Origin of the sequence: Bifidobacterium miconisargentati (assembly GCF_019331675.1) — a bacterium.
Taxonomy (GTDB): domain Bacteria; phylum Actinomycetota; class Actinomycetes; order Actinomycetales; family Bifidobacteriaceae; genus Bifidobacterium; species Bifidobacterium miconisargentati.
Genome location: NZ_JAHBBJ010000011.1, coordinates 56816 through 73881, shown reverse-complemented (window position 1 = coordinate 73881; position 17066 = coordinate 56816). Strand labels below are relative to the sequence as shown.

Genomic DNA, 17066 nt, shown 5'->3' with positions numbered 1-17066 from the left:
GAGCCAGAGGAACCGTTACCCAAGAGCCGTCAACGCAATCGCGATAATCGCACCCATCAATATCGCCGGCACATACGGCACCTTGCCGGCATACCCCGTACCGCGCTGCGGATCGAACCTGGTCCACAGCGCGATCCATATCAGCCCGGCGACGCCCATCGCCAGCCACCAGACGACCACCGCAACCAGGCCCAGCAGTCCCACCGCCAGTCCCATCGGCACCATGGCCGTCACATCGCCGAATCCCAGCGACTTCGGCACGATCAGCGCCAGCGCGAACTGAACCAGACAGCACAGCACGGTGAACAGCAGCGCCTGCAACAGCGCGAACAGGTCATTGGCGACCACCCCGTACACGAAATCGGCGATGATCTGCGCCAACGCGCCTACCGCCACCCACGGCAGAGGCACACGACGGCGGCGCACATCCTCGAAGGACAGCGCGAGCCCACATAGCAGACCGGGCAGCGTGAACAGGTATGGCATGGCTTAACATTAACCCCTAGTATCCGAAACGAAGAAACGAGGGAGAGCTATGTTGCGCTGGCAGACGGCAGGGGAGTCGCACGGAGAGGCCCTGGTGGCCATGATCGAGGGACTGCCCGCCGGCATCCGCATCAGCACGGACGACATCGTCTCGGCACTGGCCCGTCGCCGTCTGGGATACGGCCGTGGCGCGCGCATGAAGTTCGAGCAGGACAAGGTGCGTCTGCTCACCGGCGTCCGTCATGGTCTGACGCTCGGCTCCCCGGTGGCCATCGAGATCGCCAACACCGAATGGCCCAAGTGGACCGAAGTGATGAGCGCCGACGCGCTCGACCACGACCTGCCGCGCGAAGGCCGTAACGCCCCGCTGTCCCGTCCGCGTCCGGGCCATGCCGACCTGACCGGTATGCGCAAGTACGGTTTCGACGACGCCCGCCCGGTGCTCGAGCGTTCCAGCGCCCGTGAGACCGCATCCCGTGTGGCCCTGGGCGAAGTCGCCCGACAGTTCCTGGAGCAGGTGTTCGGCATCCGCACCGTATCCCATGTGGTGGCGCTCGGCGGCGTGCAGACGAACCCCGACCTGCCGCTGCCCACTCCGGACGACCTTGAGGCGCTGGACGCCTCCCCGGTGCGCACGCTGGACAAGGAAGGCGAACAGCGCATCATCGAACGCATCGACGAGGCCAAGAAGGCCGCCGACACGCTGGGCGGCGTGGTCGAGGTACTGGCCTACGGCGTGCCCGCCGGCATCGGCACCTACGTGGAATCCGACCGCCGTCTGGACGCGGCGCTGGCCTCCGCCATCATGGGCATCCAGGCGTTCAAGGGCGTGGAGATCGGCGACGGCTTCCTGGAGGCCGCTCGCCCCGGCTCCCAGGCGCATGACGAGATCGTTGTCAACTCTGACGGCCGCATCGACCGTCTGTCCAACCGCGCCGGCGGCATCGAAGGCGGCATGTCCAACGGCCAGGTGATCCGCGTGCGCGGCGCCATGAAGCCGATTCCCTCCATTCCGAAGGCCCTGCGCACGGTGGACGTCCTGACCGGCGAGGCCGCGCAGGCCATCAACCAGCGTTCGGATTCGACCGCCGTGCCCGCCGCCGCCGTGGTGGCCGAGGCCATGGTGCGCCTCACCCTCGCCAAGTATGCGCTGGACAAGTTCGGCGGCGACAGCGTGGAAGAGACCCACCGCAACCTCGAGGCGTACCTCGCCTCCTGGCCGGAGCACATGCGCTGAACATGGCAGCACGCAAGACGACGCATCGCAACCGCCGACCGCACGCCGTCATCATCGGCATGATGGGCGCCGGCAAGACCCGTGTGGGCAAGGAGATCGCCCACATGATCAGGATCCCGTTCGCCGACGCCGACATCGAGATCGAGCGCGAGGTGGGCATGAAGATCCCCGCCTACTTCGAGAAGTACGGCGAACGCGCATTCCGTAAGGTCGAGGCGGAGCTCATCGCCGACTACCTCGAGGACTTCGAAGGCATCTTCTCCCTCGGCGGCGGCGCCCCGATGACGCCCTCCACCCAGGACGCGCTGGCCCGGTACATCGACCAGGGCGGGCGCGTGGTGTACTTGGACGCCGACCCGGCCGAGGCCATGGAACGTGCGAACCGCGGTGGCGGCCGGCCCATGCTCAACGGCGACGGCAACGCCCGCTGGAAGAAACTGTTCAAGGAACGCGACCCCGTATTCCGCAGGGTCGCCAACGTCCATGTGCGCACCCGCGGCCTCACGCCGCAGGGCGCCGCCAAGAAAGTGATTGATATGGTTGCAGAGAGAACGGTCCACGTCACCGGTGCTGCCATCGAACCCTACGATGTGGCCATCGGCGAAGGCGCCATGAACCATCTGGTCGAGGTGCTGGGCAACAAGCCCCACAAGATTGCGCTGATCCACACGCAGTCCGTGCAGCGTCACTCCGACCGTGCCCGCGCGCTGCTGCGCCAGGGCGGCTATGAGGTCTCTGAAATCGTGATTCCGGACGCCGAGGCCGGCAAGACCATCACCGTGGCCAACGGCATCTGGGAACGACTCGGCAACGAGGGCTTCACCCGTTCCGACGCCGTGGTGGGACTGGGCGGCGGCGCGGCCACCGACCTGGCCGGATTCGTGGCCGCCACATGGATGCGTGGCGTGCGCTACGTGAACTGCCCCACTTCGCTGCTGGCCATGGTGGACGCCTCCACCGGCGGCAAGACCGGCATCAACACCCCGCAGGGCAAGAACCTGGTCGGTTCGTTCTACACGCCGGCCGGCGTGCTGGCGGACACCAAGACGCTGGCCACGCTGCCCAACGACATCTTCATCGAGGGCCTTGGCGAAGTGGCGAAGTCCGGCTTCATCGGCGACCCGGAAATCCTGACGATCTTGGAGTCCCATGCCGACGAACTGCGAGGCTTCGACGGATCCTCGTTCCTTGGCTCGCCTTTGGAGGACGTGGTCTCCGAGCTCATCGAGCGCACGGTCACCGTCAAGGCGCATCACGTTTCCTCCGATTTGAAGGAGAAGGGCCTGCGCGAGTTCCTCAACTACGGGCACACGTTGGGCCACGCCATCGAAAAACTCGAGCACTTCCGCTGGCGCCACGGCAACGCGGTGGCCGTGGGCATGGTGTACGCGGCCGAACTGGCCCATATCCTGGGCTACATCGATCAGGATCTGGTTGATTACCACCGTTCGTTGCTGTCCTCCCTGGGACTGCCGACCTCGTGGAACGGCGGCTCGTTCGACGACGTGCTGGCGCTCATGCACCGCGACAAGAAGGCCCGAGGCAACCAGCTGCGCTTCGTGGTCCTCGACTCGATCGGCCATGTGGTGCATCTCGACAACCCGCCCGCCGACGCCGTGGAAGAGGCGTTCCGCCGCATCCAGCACTAGTACGAAATCTCATCGGGTAAAGGAGCGATCATGACCAAAGTAATCGTTGTCAACGGGCCGAATCTCGGCCGCCTCGGCGTGCGGCAGCCCGACGTCTACGGTCGTCAGGATTTGGAGGAGCTACGCCGCCTGTGCACCGGATGGGGTGCCGAGCTCGGCCTTGACGTCGAGGTCCGCCAGACCGACGACGAGGCCGAAATGGTGCGTTGGATGCATCAGGCCGCCGACGAGAAGACCCCCGTGGTGATGAACCCGGCCGCATTCACCCACTATTCGTACGCCCTGGCCGATGCCGCCCACATGGTTGGCGATGCGGGCCTGCCTCTCATGGAGGTCCACATCTCCAACCCCTCCGCGCGTGACGAGTTCCGCAAGCGCTCCGTGATCTCCCCGGTCGCCACCGGCACCATCACCGGCATGGGCTTCTACGGCTACAAGCTGGCCATTGAGGCCGTCGCCCATATCGTCAACGGCTGATAGGCCGGTGAGGTGTTGAAGCCGTTTCGGATGTAGTTCTGATGATGGCTCCGGCGCTACCGTGATCATTGCCGTTAGCCTGTTGTGGTACTTTTCCCCAAAAACAGCCAACCTCTTAGGGAAAAGTACCATTGGATGCAGTTATCTGGTGTTTTTCCCCAAAAACTGGGTTTTGTTTGGGCAAAAATACCTCTGATAAGTTCTTATAGGTAGTTTTCCCCAAAGTATTGGCTGAATCTGGGGGAAAGTACCTTTCATTATCGGAGCTTAGGAACACCGGCATTGAGCAACTTACCGGCGAGCTGGTCCACTTTGATTAGATCTTCGTAAAACACGTGAATGATTGCGGTTACGCCATTGGCTTTAAGATGTGCTTCACGACGTCGTTCGTACTCCAGCTTGGCAAGAATACTTGCACGGTGTTCATTGCTCGCATCCGCATATTTTGCTATGCCGTCGTATTCGGCCACTATTATGCGGCCGTCGGCCAATTTCCGACAAAAGTCGACGCGATAGGGACTTCGGGAACTGTCGGGATTGGGAAATTCCACCTGTAGTAACGGCGCAGCGAAGTGTTGTTGCCTGATTAGACCGCGCATCAATGATTCACCGCCGTTCTCGCTTAATGGATTGGCATATTCGAGCAGTGGTTTGATACGGGACGTATCCGGCGAAACCTGGATGAGAAGTCCCCAGATGCGTTCGGTCGTGGTGTAATTCCGTCGTAAGGCTGAGTCGAACAGAGCCAAGGCATAGGGAAATTCAAATTGATTCCCGCAATCGATCAGTGTGCGTTCGGGAGAAGTCACACGAATGCCGTATGCGGTCCATGGACGTATGTCATTCATATAAATTCGTCGGAGCTTTGAACAATCCGTATTGCGATTGACCAGAGTGCTTGCGATGGAAATGGTGCCGTCGTGAAGCTGATAGGCATGTTCCAGTCCGTAAGCGCATGCGGCGCTCAGCCCGGCAAAAACCCAGGAAGGATGTTTCAGCGCCAGTGCCCTGATGACGTGCAATGTCTGTTGTGGAGGGTTGAGAGCATTCCAATACTGCGCGGCGGCGTACACCGCCGGATATGGCGCGACGAGCTCTCCGATTGATTCGCGTCTCTTCAAGGCGCGTCGCTGCGCTCCATTGTTTCCATAGGCGCAACGTCGTTCGGATTCCGCCTGCCGCAGCAATGCGGTTACTGCTTTGTGTTCTCTCATGTTTCGACGCTAAATGCAGAGCACATATCACTCAAGCCGCATAAGTAATGTGGATGCAGCTTGCCGTTTTCCGGCGAGTTGTGGATATCTCTGTGCGCATCGGCAGATGATTTCCATACGGAGCAATGGGGTTTCTGATTATGCAGATGATAATTCTGTGGGACGATTGCAGTGGAAGATATATCGAGCGTTTGTGGCCGATATCGCTGGGAGTACTATTTCCTGTATAGCTGTCTTTCGGTTTGGTGGACTACTCTCCAAACGGTGGATGGGAGGAGAGGATATGGCAACGTTGCTATTCTGCCCAAAATGCGGAAGTAAGATTCCGGCGGAGGACGCGGCATTCTGCCCGACTTGCGGTGTGTCACTTGCCAGATGGCGACAAGCGACATCGGTAAATGCTCCTTCGGGATCGCAGGCCATTCCTGCCCATGTAATGAACGGCTCGATGAACTCGACTACAGTGCAGACAGCCGTACCATCCAGCTCTAAGCTTCTTTCACGGCCAACCGCTCCTATAACCGGTCTGCAGCCTCCTGATTCTCCGACTACCGTCGGATGGTCTCAACCGATGGTTCAGGCCTCTGGGCCGATTACTGCGGAACAGGCGATTGGCCGTAGTGAGGAGGACGCCGGCAAAGTTTTACGTACGTTATATGCCGTGCAACAGGCCGCCGAACGCATTCGCTTACGGTACGATGCGGCCCGTAACGTGGTTCGTAAGTGGAATGGTACCCGTATTGGACTAACGGCGGTATCCATCGTGCTCGGAATCGTTACTTTGATTGGAATGATTCTGGTTGGATACGCGATTGCAACGCAACGCCCGTGGAAAGACCTGATCGTGACCGACCCGACAAGGGGCATTATCTATGGGTATACCGGTTTGACGGCGGTCATTGCGATCGTTTTGTTGATAGGTGGATTCTTGATAATGCGCGTTCGCTGTGAAGCGCATATTGCCCGGAATCGAATCGTTGTCTATAAGTCCGCGTTTGCAGCCATCACCGCATATGATGAGCCGTTGCGTTCCCAGTTGCCCGCTGCATGCCGCAGTACTGAGTTTGTCACCCGTGCTGCCAAGGCGATGAGACGGAAACCGACCGTGGGCGAAGCCTTGTTGGCGGCGGATGTCGATCATGACCTTACTGTGAATGAGACTGCGATTCCCGCACGACTGGATATCGATGTCGATGCTATCGCGCGAGCCTTTGATGAAAGCATCCGATCGGCTGAGTCTGATGCGGACAATCAATCAAGCCATCGTTTCTGGAGCGTGGACATTCTGCCGTTCTTGGCGGCCGTGTTGACGGTGATGGCGGCAGCGGCATTGTGCGTGACGCTGAATGTCGTTATTGCCCTATCGCAGCAGGATGGCACTAGCGGATCTGCCCAATCCGTCACAGTTGACGACAGTACGACTTCGTCTGATGATGCTTCCTCAGATGATGTGTCTTCAGACGATTCGGCTAAATCTGCTGATTCGAACGATTCGGATGATTCGAACGAGTCCGATTCTACTAATCAGGAAGTCCAATCCAATGACGGGGAAACGGTCACCTATCCTCCATATCCGGGTGGCATGACCGAAGATGACTACTATGCGGCCGTGAATATCATGCTCGGCAATGATCAGGACGTGCAGTCATTCACGACCAGCATGATGCAGGTCGTGGATTGCGTTCCCGTCGGCCAATCCGTGTCAGGAGAATATATGTCCGATGCTCAGGAAAGAGGCTATGGCGGCATACGGGTCTCGGGCACTGAAGGAAATTGGAATCCTGACCCGCAAGGTGCAATCTGCATTTATCTTCAATGGGATTCATCAAGCAACTCAGAGGTACCGGTCGCATGGAACACGTTCGTGCCTTTGGATCGAGAACAGATCGACATGGATGCGCAAAGCAAGAATGAGTGGATAACGACGGAAAGCTAGCGAATGCGTCATTGAGGAAAGTAAAAAAGTACGGTTTGCAACGGTGTATGCGCCGACCAAAACACACGTCAGAGAAGGGAGAGACGGATGTTCTGCCCGTTTTGCGGATTTCGCATTGATGCGAATGATGCGCTGTTCTGCCCACGCTGCGGACGATCAGTGGAACACGCGCGGAAACGGTTTTCCAATGCCTCCCGACAGGAGCCAGGCGGGTATGCCGTTCCTCTGAATACGATACCCGTCCCGCCGTCCGGCAGCGCGGACACGACGGATACGGCGGCTCAGACGCAAAGCATGTCCATGCCGGTACCTCGACAGCCTCAAATCACGCAGTCTGCCCGTTCCACGCACCAGATCCAGACCATGAAACCGATTCATGCCGATAAGCTCATTGGCTTGAACGAGGACGATGCCCGGCGGATGTTCAGGGAACTGCAATACGCATATAAGACGATCGATTGTCTTGACAATGATCGCGCCGAAATCCGGCCGTTGCAGACACGGTACCATCGTCATGGCGCGGCCTTCTGGAGCGTGGCGATACTTGCTATATTGACCCTGATCGGCGTGGGCATTGCTGGCATGCTCATCATGCGAGGAACAATCCTGCCACTGAACTCGACCAAAATCGCGATGTGGTGCATCGCCGCGCTTGCCTTGCTATGGCTGCTTATCGGAGTCGTCCTGACGATATCACGGTGTCGGCTACGTGGACGGCTACGCCCGTTGATCGGTCGTGCCGAACTCGATGAAATGGCAATTGCGGCGATACATAAGGCGGTCAAGCCCCTGGAATCACGGTTGCCGCAGACGTTGCGCAATCGGAATTATATCTCGCGCGTATTGAAAATGGCCGAAAATGTTCCTACATTTGGCGAGGCGATGTCACGTTGTGACAACTTGAACGCCTTTGATGAATGGGATGATGTCTACGGAGGCGTCGTACCGCTTGACATCGGTTTTGATGAGATCCACAAGGCGGTAGGAGAAGCGGCTGGTGTTGGTAAAAGACCGGTCGGGCCTTCCCGGATGCCGATAATGCGGATAGTGCTGCCGGCTGTGCTTGATGCCGTTTCGGCTATGGCGGTCATAGTGTTATGTCTGATGCTTATCGGACGTGTGATACCGCAGCAGGTCGGCTCGCAGGCCGATGCTCTGGCGTATTGCAACGAAGCGTATCGCAATGTGGAACAGGGACAAGCGGCAGCGGAAAAGTTGACTGGTCTCAGCGGATACGATACGAGTGATTCTTCCGCACTCGCGTCTTTGAATTCGTCGGTCGACAAGGCGAGTGAATATACAAAAGATCATTCTTGTTCAACCGATTATGATGCGATGACCTTGCGGACCGTGGGGAATCAGGCGGATTCTTACGCATCGCGGTTGAACAAAAGCATCGATGAGGTGAACAAGAGCCTGAAATCTCCTGACGAATATACGTTGGATGACATGGTATCGGCGGTGTCTGAGGGGTCATATCGAAGCATCGTCGGTAACTATTGCCGGAAAGATGGCGATTGCGTGTACATCAATGATTGGGGAGTAATGACCAAATCCGTAGGTGTCGGCGATGCTTTTGCCAATGGACAATACACCTCGGATCTATCGGTTACGGATGACTTGGATTCCGATACGCTCTATCAGGATGGGATCGGTTTCTCTCTTGTGGGGCCGGATAGTGATTTGACTTGCGATTACGGTTCAGGTTCGGATTGTGAGGATCTACCGCAGAGCGATATCATCACCCACCCCGTAACGGTCGACTACTTCCGGGAAGGCATCAGTACGGATTACCTTTACGATATGTGTTCCGGGATGTGCTCCAGTGGATTCGTCCCTCCAGACACTGATAAACCGTTCCTACGGATTCCGTACCTTCACGGTGCGGTCGGATCGGCCAACGATCCTTCGGACCAAAACGTGTATTACCTGCAGGATGAGAGCGCCGACAGCCAGGGGTAACGTTCTCATTAATGAGATCGAGTACGGAGATAACGGATAAACGCCGAAGAAGGTGAACATGATTTGCAGGACATGCGGTACGCCGACCATCAGTGCGGATCAGGAGTTTTGCGCGAAGTGTGGTACTCCGCTCGGGGAAAATGTCCCGGAACCTCAACCGGTGTTCTGCTATGTCTGCGGAACGAAAGCCACGGTAGCGGGTCAGGAATTCTGCATGAAGTGCGGTACCCGATTGGTGTTCGGTGACATGTCGATGGTTGGTGCGTCACCGCTGGGCCGGCCTCAGCCTTATGGGATGACGTCAGCTGGATCGCAGTATGCGCCGATTGCGCCGCCGAAGCAGTTCATACCAAAAGGCTATATTAGAAACGAGCGGGATAATGGGCTGAGATTCGGCGCATGTATTGCCAATGTTGTCTTTTCGGTGGGATATGCGTTTATAGGGTTGGGCAGTTTGGCCGAATTCAATCCGATGGGGTTATTGTTCCTGATCTGTTTGTCGTGGATGATTCCAATGACGTTGCATAGTTGGTCGATGTACCAAGGTGAAAAGCCTAATACCACGACATTCGCTGTATGCGATCTCATCTTCGTCAACATTGTCAGCGGCATATTGTTGTTGATCAGCAGCAAAGACGAATGAGCTTCATCGTTGCGTTAACGATATCGACAACTGTCGCCCATATGGCGGAATACACATTTTTCACAAAAGGAGAGCACGATGTTTTGCCATAAGTGCGGAACGCAGGCTACGGCACCCGATCAAGGGTTCTGCATGAAGTGCGGTACCCGTTTGATTACGGGGAATGCGGGAACGACAGGAACTGATCCCGCGTCATTCGTTAATGGCAGGACTGTCGGTCCGACGGTATCCCAAGCCGCGACAGCTCCCATGATGCCGCCCGCTCAGTCTGTGACGAATGCGCAGTCTGCGCGGATAGCAGCAGCTCCGCAATCGCGAGGCTGGTGGAATAATCTGGAAGAGGCCAAAAAGCGTAATCTGACGATTATTGTGGCGTCGATCTCCGTATTCGTCATAGCCGTGGTCGGCATCAATATGGTACAGCATCGCGATGTGTTTCCGAGGGCCGTACGTGCGTGCGAGAGCCAAGTGGATTCCGATACATGGGATTTCGCCGAAAAGTACAAGGCATTCGAAGTGACCGATGGCGGTAGGACGATGACGATTACGGCGACTTATTTGTCTGATGACGTGACTTCGTGCCTGCTCAGTGAACTTGACACGCCCGATTCCGTACGGACGAAGATGGGTAATACCCGTGCATTGGATGGTACACAAACCGATTCATGGGACGGCATCAAAGCCACATGGTCTTATGACGGCAGCTCATTGGATATCGTGTTGGAAAGAAAATAAGCAAAACGTCGGATATACGGTATCCATATCGATTTACAATGAAGCTGCCCGTTGGAATACAGCGAGGGGGGATTCCGATGAAGCAGTACAAGGCAGTGGTGTTGAATTACGCGCCGAGGGCCACAAGCATGGCCGAGCAGCTGGAGAAGACCGCCAATGAAATGGCGCGGCAGGGATATGAGTTGGTGACCTTCTCCGTCACCAACTCGGCCAAGGCGATCGCCGTGTTCAGCATCGACAAGACTGACTGACATCGGTGGGCCGAATACCCGAATATCATCGAACACGCCGCGTCATAGACCGGTGATAGGATGAAATCCCATGGTTAGAAGAACACATGGCAATTCGCAAGAACACGTCACCAAGCATATTTTCGTCACCGGTGGCGTTGTTTCCTCTCTCGGCAAGGGCCTGACCGCCTCGTCTCTGGGCCGTCTGCTGCGTTCGCGTGGCCTGCACGTGCTTCAGCAGAAGCTCGACCCGTACATCAACGTGGACCCGGGCACCATGAACCCGTTCCAGCACGGTGAGGTCTACGTGACCGAGGACGGTGCCGAGACCGATCTCGACATCGGCCACTACGAGCGCTTCCTCGACGTCTTCCTGAGCCAGAAGGCGAACGTCACTACCGGCCAGATCTACCAGGAAGTGCTGCGCAAGGAGCGCGCCGGCGAATACCTCGGCCAGTGCGTGCAGGTCATCCCGCACATCACCAACGAGATCAAGTCCCGTATGCGTGCCCAGGCCTCGGATGACGTCGACGTGATCATCACCGAGATCGGCGGCACCGTGGGTGACATCGAATCTCAGCCGTTCCTCGAGGCGGCCCGTGAGGTGCGTCGCGACCTCGGTTCCGACAACTGCATGTTCGTGCACGTCTCCCTGGTGCCGTACATCTCCGCCGCGCACGAGCTCAAGACCAAGCCCACCCAGCACTCCGTGATGATGCTGCGTCAGCTGGGCATCTCCCCGGACGCCCTGGTGCTGCGTTCCGATCGCCCGCTCAACCAGTCCATCAAGGACAAGATCTCCCTGATGTGCGACGTGGACGCTGAGGGCGTGGTCAACTGCGTGGATGCCAACAGCATCTACGATGTGCCGAAGATCCTATTCAACGAGGGCCTTGATGCCTACGTGGTGCGCGAGCTCGGCCTGCCGTTCCATGACGTGGATTGGGACGAGTGGGAGGACCTGCTGGAGCGCGTCCACCACCCGAAGCATGAGGTCAACGTCGCCATCGTCGGCAAGTATATCGACCTGCCGGATGCGTACCTGTCCGTCACCGAGGCCATCAAGGCCGGCGGCTTCGCCAACTGGGCCAAGGTCAACGTCAAGTGGGTCGCGGCCGATCGTTGCGAGACCACCGAAGGCGCGGCCGCCGCGCTCGACAACATCGACGGCATCGTGATCCCCGGCGGTTTCGGCATCCGAGGCATCGAAGGCAAGATCGGTGCCCTGAAGTTCGCCCGTGAGAACGGTCTGCCCGCCCTGGGCCTGTGCCTGGGCCTGCAGTCCATGGTCATCGAGTACGCCCGCCACGTGCTGGGCATCGAGGACGCCAACTCCACCGAGTTCGAGCCGGATTGCGCCAACCCGGTGATCGCCACCATGGAGGAGCAGAAGGACATCGTGGCCGGCCATGGCGACATGGGCCACACCATGCGTCTTGGCTCCTACCCGGCCGAGCTTGAGGAGGGTTCGCTGGTGGCCGAGCTGTACGGCACCACGCATGTCACCGAGCGTCACCGCCACCGTTACGAGGTCAACGTGGCGTACAAGGACCGTCTACGTGAGGGTGGTCTGCGCATCTCCGGCCAGAGCCCGGATGGCGAGCTCACCGAGTTCGTCGAGCTGCCGCAGGACGTGCACCCGTTCTACGTGGCCACCCAGGCCCACCCGGAGTTCAAGTCCCGCCCGACCAAGCCGCACCCGCTGTTCGCCGGCCTCGTCAAGGCCGCGCTGGACCACCAGCAGGAGCGCTCTGGCAAGTGAGCCGATGAGCTGAGGTTCGACGCGACGGGTTCGCGCTGAACGGCCATCCGTAAAGGGGTGGTGAAGTCTCTCGTCAAGGGAGATTTCACCGCCCCTTTTGGTATGAAAACGGCTTGTTTCCGTCCGTGTCGGAAAATTTTTACCGGGCTGATACAAGTTTGCTAGACTGCAGGGGAGACGCAGACTACGGCAGAAAGTAGAAGCCATGAGCGAGTACAACGACGACCCAACTCAGGCGATGAGCCCGGTGAACGGCAGCGGTCCGGCCGCGGAGGAGACCCTGATGATGGAGATGGCCGATGCCTCGGACACTGCCGCAACCGGTAAGAAACGCATCGTCTGGCCGTGGGCGGTACTGGCATGTCTACTGGTGGCGGTTGGTGCCGCGGGAGGCACGGGCATATGGTTCTTCCAGGATCATGTATTGCCCGGCACGACCCTGTGGGGCAATTCCGTGATGGGCAAAACCGAACAGGAGATTGCGGATACCATCAACGATCAGGTGAGGAACACGGCGGTCAAGGCCACATACGAGGGCAAATCCGCGTCCTTCACCCTTGCCGATCTCGGCGTGGATTTGGATGGCGAGGCCATTGCATCCGAAGTGTTCAATGCCAAGCGCGATGACGCCCTCTGGCAGCGGTATGCGTTCTGGATCACCAAGGACGTGTCTCCCGAGCTCGATGCCAGGCTCGCCGACGGCACCGTGGTGGACAAGGCCCTCGGCATCGAGGTCAACGAGCCTGTGGACGCGCAGGTCAAACTCAATGACGCCAAAAACGGTTTCGATGTGGTCGCGGGGGAGAACGGTCAGGGAGCGAACGCCACCGCCATCGCCGAGCAGGCCATCGTCTCGCTGACCTCGCTCGGAGCGTCCCAGCCCAATACGGTTCGCGTCCAGCTGGATGTGACCGAGCCGACAGTGACGGACGAGATCGCCGAAACGGTGAAATCCACGCTGGAAGACATCGTGAGCCAGAAGGTGAGCATCAAGGTGGCGGACAAGGCCATCGCCACCATCGACGCGCCCGCTCTGGCTTCCGCAATGAGCATCAATGCCAACCGGCAGGCCAAGCTCAGGGACACCGAAACCCGCAATGGATATGTGGTCTTCGACGCGGAAAAGCTCCAGAAGCACTACGACGAACAGATCAAGCCGAACCTCAAGCTCGAACGTGAGGACAAGAAGCTCGTGGTGGACAATGCCGGTCAGGTACTCGGCACCGAAACCGAGGGTCATGATGGCATCGCCATCACCGAAGGCGCGGACCGGAGCGTGGGCGCCAAGCTCGCCAAGGCCTTCTCTGAAGGTGCGTCCTCCATCACGGTCGACGGCAAGGTGGATCCCAAGCAGGAGGTCAAGGTGACCCATCATGTGGTCATCGACCTGTCCGACCGCAAGCTGTACGCCTATGAGAACGACAAGGTGGTCAACACCCTGAACGTGGTGGTGGCCCAGGGCAACGACAACATCACCGGCGAATGCGTGGGCCTCATGTGCACCCCCACCGGCGACTTCAACATCTGGTACAAGCTGCCCAGCCAGGATATGAGCGGCACGTTGAACCTCGCCGACGGCACCGTGGAGAAATGGGACGTCAAGGGCGTGGGCTTCGTGAACTACTTCTCCTCCGGCTGCGCGATCCACCGCATCGCCGGCGGATACGTGGCAGACGCATCCATGCCGTACATCGCCAACGCCTCGCACGGCTGCGTGGGCATCGGCTGGGACGTGGCCGAATGGTTCTACGGCTGGTGCAACATGGGCACCAGCGTGCATATCCAGGTGTGAGCCGGAACACATGCCGGTTTCCGGTCATACCGCCGTCGGATGAACGAATCCGCATGACCCCTTGCGTTCCGGTGACGGGCGGCGTATGCCTGTAATGAAACGCACAATCATTATTTGCCGTGATTGGTAGTGTTTCCCATGGGTTCTGCTAAGTTTACCTAGGACTATGTCTATGTGCGAAACGAGATGGAAGGCAGGAAGGTGACCGACAACACAGCACCGAACGCCGCCGCTGACGTGGAGATGAGCCAGTACGTGGCCGATCGTTCCCGCGTCAACGAGGATAAGATCAAACAGGATGACGAGATCATCAGCCAGTTCGGCGACTACAGCTATGGCTGGCATGATTCCGACGCGGCCGGCGAGGCGGCCAAGCGAGGCATCGACGAGAACGTCGTGCGTGCCATCAGCGCCGACAAGGGCGAGCCTCAGTGGATGCTGGACATGCGTCTGCGCGGCTTCAAGGCGTTCCTCGACAAGCCCATGCCCAACTGGGGCGTGGATCTTTCCGGCTTCAACGCCGACGACTTCAAGTACTACGTCAAGCCGATCGACAAGCAGGCCAAGAGCTGGGACGAGCTGCCCGACGACATCCGCTCCACCTACGACCGCCTTGGCATCCCCGAAGCGGAGAAGAAGCGTCTGGTCTCCGGCGTGGCCGCCCAGTACGAGTCCGAGGTCATCTATAACTCCATCCAAGAGGACCTGAAGAAGCAGGGCGTGATCTTCGTGGACACGGATACCGCCGTGCGCGAATACCCTGACCTCGTGAAGAAGTACTTCGGCACCGTGGTGCCGCCCGAGGACAACAAGTTCGGCGCCCTGAACACCGCCGCATGGTCCGGCGGCTCCTTCGTGTACGTGCCCAAGGGCGTCCACGTGGACATCCCGCTGCAGGCGTACTTCCGCATCAACACCCCGGCCATGGGCCAGTTCGAACGTACGCTGATCATCGCGGATGAAGGCTCCTACGTGCACTACGTGGAGGGTTGCACCGCCCCGATCTGGTCCGAGGATTCGCTGCACGCCGCCATCGTGGAGATCATCGTGGAGAAGCATGCCCGCGTGCGCTACACCACCGTGCAGAACTGGTCGAACAACGTCTACAACCTCGTCACCCAGCGCGCCTACGTGCGCGAGGGCGGCACCATGGAATGGGTGGACGGCAACATCGGATCCAAGGCCACCATGAAGTACCCGGCCTGCATCCTCGCCGAGCCGTACGCCAAGGCTTCCACCATGTCCCTCGGCTTCGCCGGCAAGGGCCAGTACCAGGACACCGGCGCCAAGATGATTCATCTGGCACCGCATACCAGCTCCACCATCGTGGCCAAGTCCATCTCCCGCGGCGGCGGCCGTTCCGCCTACCGTGGCCTGGTCAAGATCGTCAAAGGCGCGGAAGGCTCGTCCAACTCCACCGTGTGCGACGCGCTGCTGGTGGACGACTTCTCCCGCTCCGACACGTACCCGCATGTGGACGTGCGCGAGGACAACGTCTCCATGGCCCACGAGGCCACGGTCTCCAAGGTCTCCGAGGACCAGCTCTTCTACCTGATGAGCCGCGGCCTCAACGAGGATGAGGCCATGGGCATGATCGTGCGCGGCTTCGTCGAGCCGATCAGCCGTGAGCTGCCGATGGAATACGCGCTTGAGCTCAACAGACTCGTGGAACTGCAGATGGAAGGATCGGTGGGCTGATCCCATGACCAACGAAGCAACCAAGAACGTCAAGGAAATCTCCATCCCGGTCGCGGACCCGAACGACCCGTACGCCATCCCGGCGGCCATGCCGTCCTCCGTGGACCATGCCGCCCGCTCGTTCGACGTGAACGACTTCCCGGCACCGGATCGCAAGCAGGACGAATGGCGCTACACGCCGATCGAACGCATCAACGAGTTCTTCGACGTGTTCAAGCCGTCCGGCGAGACGCAAATCGAAGTCTCGATGATCGACGGTTCGCCGCTGACCGAAGGCGTGAAGCTCAGCCAGGTCAGGCTCGGCGAAGCCCCCTCCGGCACCGTCTCCAAACCGAACGACCGCGTCTCCGCCGTCGAATGGAACTCCGGCGCCACCGCAACGGTCATCGAGCTGAACGGCGAGATCGCCCAGCCGGTGCTCGTCAAGGTGCATGGCGCGGGCGAGGACCTCGACGCCTTCCACCTGGTCATCAAGGCCGCGGACAAGTGCCACGCGGACGTCGTCGTGGAACACGACGGCGACGCGCGCCTCGCCGAAGGCGTGGAAATCACCACCGGCAAGGACTCGCATGTCTCCGCCACGTTCATCCAGGAATGGGACAAGACCGCCAAGCATGTGGGCAACCACCGCATCCATGTGGGCGAAGATGCATCCCTGCGCCACTCCGTGGTGACCCTCGGCGGCGACGTGGTCCGCATCCGCATGGATCAGGACTTCGGCGGCCCGGAAGGCGACCTTAACATGCTCGGCATCTACTTCGTGGATCCCGGCGAGCATATCGAGCACCGCACGATGGTGGTGCACAACCACCCCGACTGCAAGTCCCGTGTGGTCTACAAGGGCGCGCTCGACGGCAAGGGCGCGCACTCCACCTGGGTGGGCAACGCGCTCATCCAGCCCACCGCCCCAGGCACCGACTCCTACGAGCTCAACCGCAACCTGGTGCTGACCCCCGGCGCCATCGCCGATTCCGAGCCGAACCTGGAGATCGAGAACGGCAACATCATCGGAGCCGGCCACGCCTCCTCGGTGGGACGCTTCGACGATGAGGAACTGTTCTACCTCCAGTCCCGTGGCATCCCTGAGACCGAGGCCCGCAAGCTCGTGGTGCGCGGCTTCTTCGGCGAACTTGTGGAGGAGATCGGCATACCCGCCATCTCCGAACACCTCATGGACGTGATCGACCGCCGACTGGCCCGTGGCGAAAGCGACGCCATGGCGCAGGTCCTCGAAGACAAGTAGGC

Annotated in this window: 14 protein-coding genes and 1 pseudogene; 13 read left to right on the top strand and 2 right to left on the bottom strand. The window is 59.4% G+C overall.

Going from position 1 to position 17066, the window contains the following annotated elements; genetic code table 11:
- Positions 1-15: 15 nt before the first annotated feature.
- On the bottom strand, positions 16-486 hold the full coding sequence (locus KIH81_RS07920; RefSeq protein ID WP_214304871.1) for a prepilin peptidase: 471 nt from the start codon (positions 484-486) through the stop codon (positions 16-18).
- 49 nt (positions 487-535) lie between these two features.
- Here KIH81_RS07920 and aroC point away from each other — a divergent pair, with 49 nt between their 5' ends.
- From aroC to KIH81_RS07905, 3 genes are read left to right on the top strand one after another with little or no spacing between them, the layout of a single operon-like run.
- Positions 536-1723: a chorismate synthase gene (gene aroC, locus KIH81_RS07915; RefSeq protein WP_214304870.1), complete on the top strand. Its 1188-nt coding sequence runs from the start codon at positions 536-538 to the stop codon at positions 1721-1723.
- A gap of 2 nt (positions 1724-1725) precedes the next feature.
- The gene (locus KIH81_RS07910) at positions 1726-3372 is read left to right on the top strand and encodes a bifunctional shikimate kinase/3-dehydroquinate synthase (protein ID WP_214304869.1); all 1647 of its coding nucleotides are present in this window, start codon (positions 1726-1728) and stop codon (positions 3370-3372) included.
- A 30-nt stretch (positions 3373-3402) separates the two neighbouring features.
- Entirely contained in the window at positions 3403-3849 is a 447-nt protein-coding gene (locus KIH81_RS07905) for a type II 3-dehydroquinate dehydratase (RefSeq protein WP_214304868.1), read from the top strand.
- A gap of 257 nt (positions 3850-4106) precedes the next feature.
- Here KIH81_RS07905 and KIH81_RS07900 read toward each other — a convergent pair whose 3' ends face one another.
- Positions 4107-5063, bottom strand: a complete 957-nt coding sequence (locus KIH81_RS07900; RefSeq protein WP_214304867.1) for a hypothetical protein — start codon at positions 5061-5063, stop codon at positions 4107-4109.
- A 571-nt stretch (positions 5064-5634) separates the two neighbouring features.
- Here KIH81_RS07900 and KIH81_RS07895 point away from each other — a divergent pair.
- The 10 genes and pseudogenes from KIH81_RS07895 to sufD all read left to right on the top strand — a co-directional run bounded on the left by KIH81_RS07895 (position 5635) and on the right by sufD (position 17064).
- The gene (locus KIH81_RS07895) at positions 5635-6999 is read left to right on the top strand and encodes a hypothetical protein (RefSeq protein ID WP_236029440.1); all 1365 of its coding nucleotides are present in this window, start codon (positions 5635-5637) and stop codon (positions 6997-6999) included.
- Between the two features lie 87 nt (positions 7000-7086).
- Entirely contained in the window at positions 7087-8961 is a 1875-nt protein-coding gene (locus tag KIH81_RS07890; RefSeq protein ID WP_214304865.1) for a zinc ribbon domain-containing protein, read from the top strand.
- Between the two features lie 58 nt (positions 8962-9019).
- A pseudogene (locus KIH81_RS12380) lies at positions 9020-9175 on the top strand (hypothetical protein); the annotation flags it as partial.
- The gene (locus tag KIH81_RS07885; protein ID WP_236029438.1) at positions 9176-9604 is read left to right on the top strand and encodes a hypothetical protein; all 429 of its coding nucleotides are present in this window, start codon (positions 9176-9178) and stop codon (positions 9602-9604) included.
- Between the two features lie 132 nt (positions 9605-9736).
- Positions 9737-10339 carry a hypothetical protein gene (locus KIH81_RS07880; protein WP_214304863.1) on the top strand — a complete coding sequence of 201 codons (603 nt, stop codon included), beginning with the start codon at positions 9737-9739 and terminating at the stop codon, positions 10337-10339.
- A 77-nt stretch (positions 10340-10416) separates the two neighbouring features.
- Positions 10417-10590 carry a hypothetical protein gene (locus KIH81_RS07875; protein WP_214304862.1) on the top strand — a complete coding sequence of 58 codons (174 nt, stop codon included), beginning with the start codon at positions 10417-10419 and terminating at the stop codon, positions 10588-10590.
- Positions 10591-10660: 70 nt separating this feature from the next.
- On the top strand, positions 10661-12331 hold the full coding sequence (locus KIH81_RS07870) for a CTP synthase (RefSeq protein WP_109056462.1): 1671 nt from the start codon (positions 10661-10663) through the stop codon (positions 12329-12331).
- A gap of 205 nt (positions 12332-12536) precedes the next feature.
- The gene (locus tag KIH81_RS07865; protein ID WP_214304861.1) at positions 12537-14123 is read left to right on the top strand and encodes a L,D-transpeptidase; all 1587 of its coding nucleotides are present in this window, start codon (positions 12537-12539) and stop codon (positions 14121-14123) included.
- 243 nt (positions 14124-14366) lie between these two features.
- Positions 14367-15821, top strand: coding sequence for a Fe-S cluster assembly protein SufB (gene sufB / locus KIH81_RS07860; protein ID WP_193852559.1), 1455 nt, complete (start codon positions 14367-14369; stop codon positions 15819-15821).
- A gap of 4 nt (positions 15822-15825) precedes the next feature.
- Positions 15826-17064, top strand: a complete 1239-nt coding sequence (gene sufD, locus KIH81_RS07855; RefSeq protein WP_214304860.1) for a Fe-S cluster assembly protein SufD — start codon at positions 15826-15828, stop codon at positions 17062-17064.
- Positions 17065-17066 lie beyond the last annotated feature (2 nt).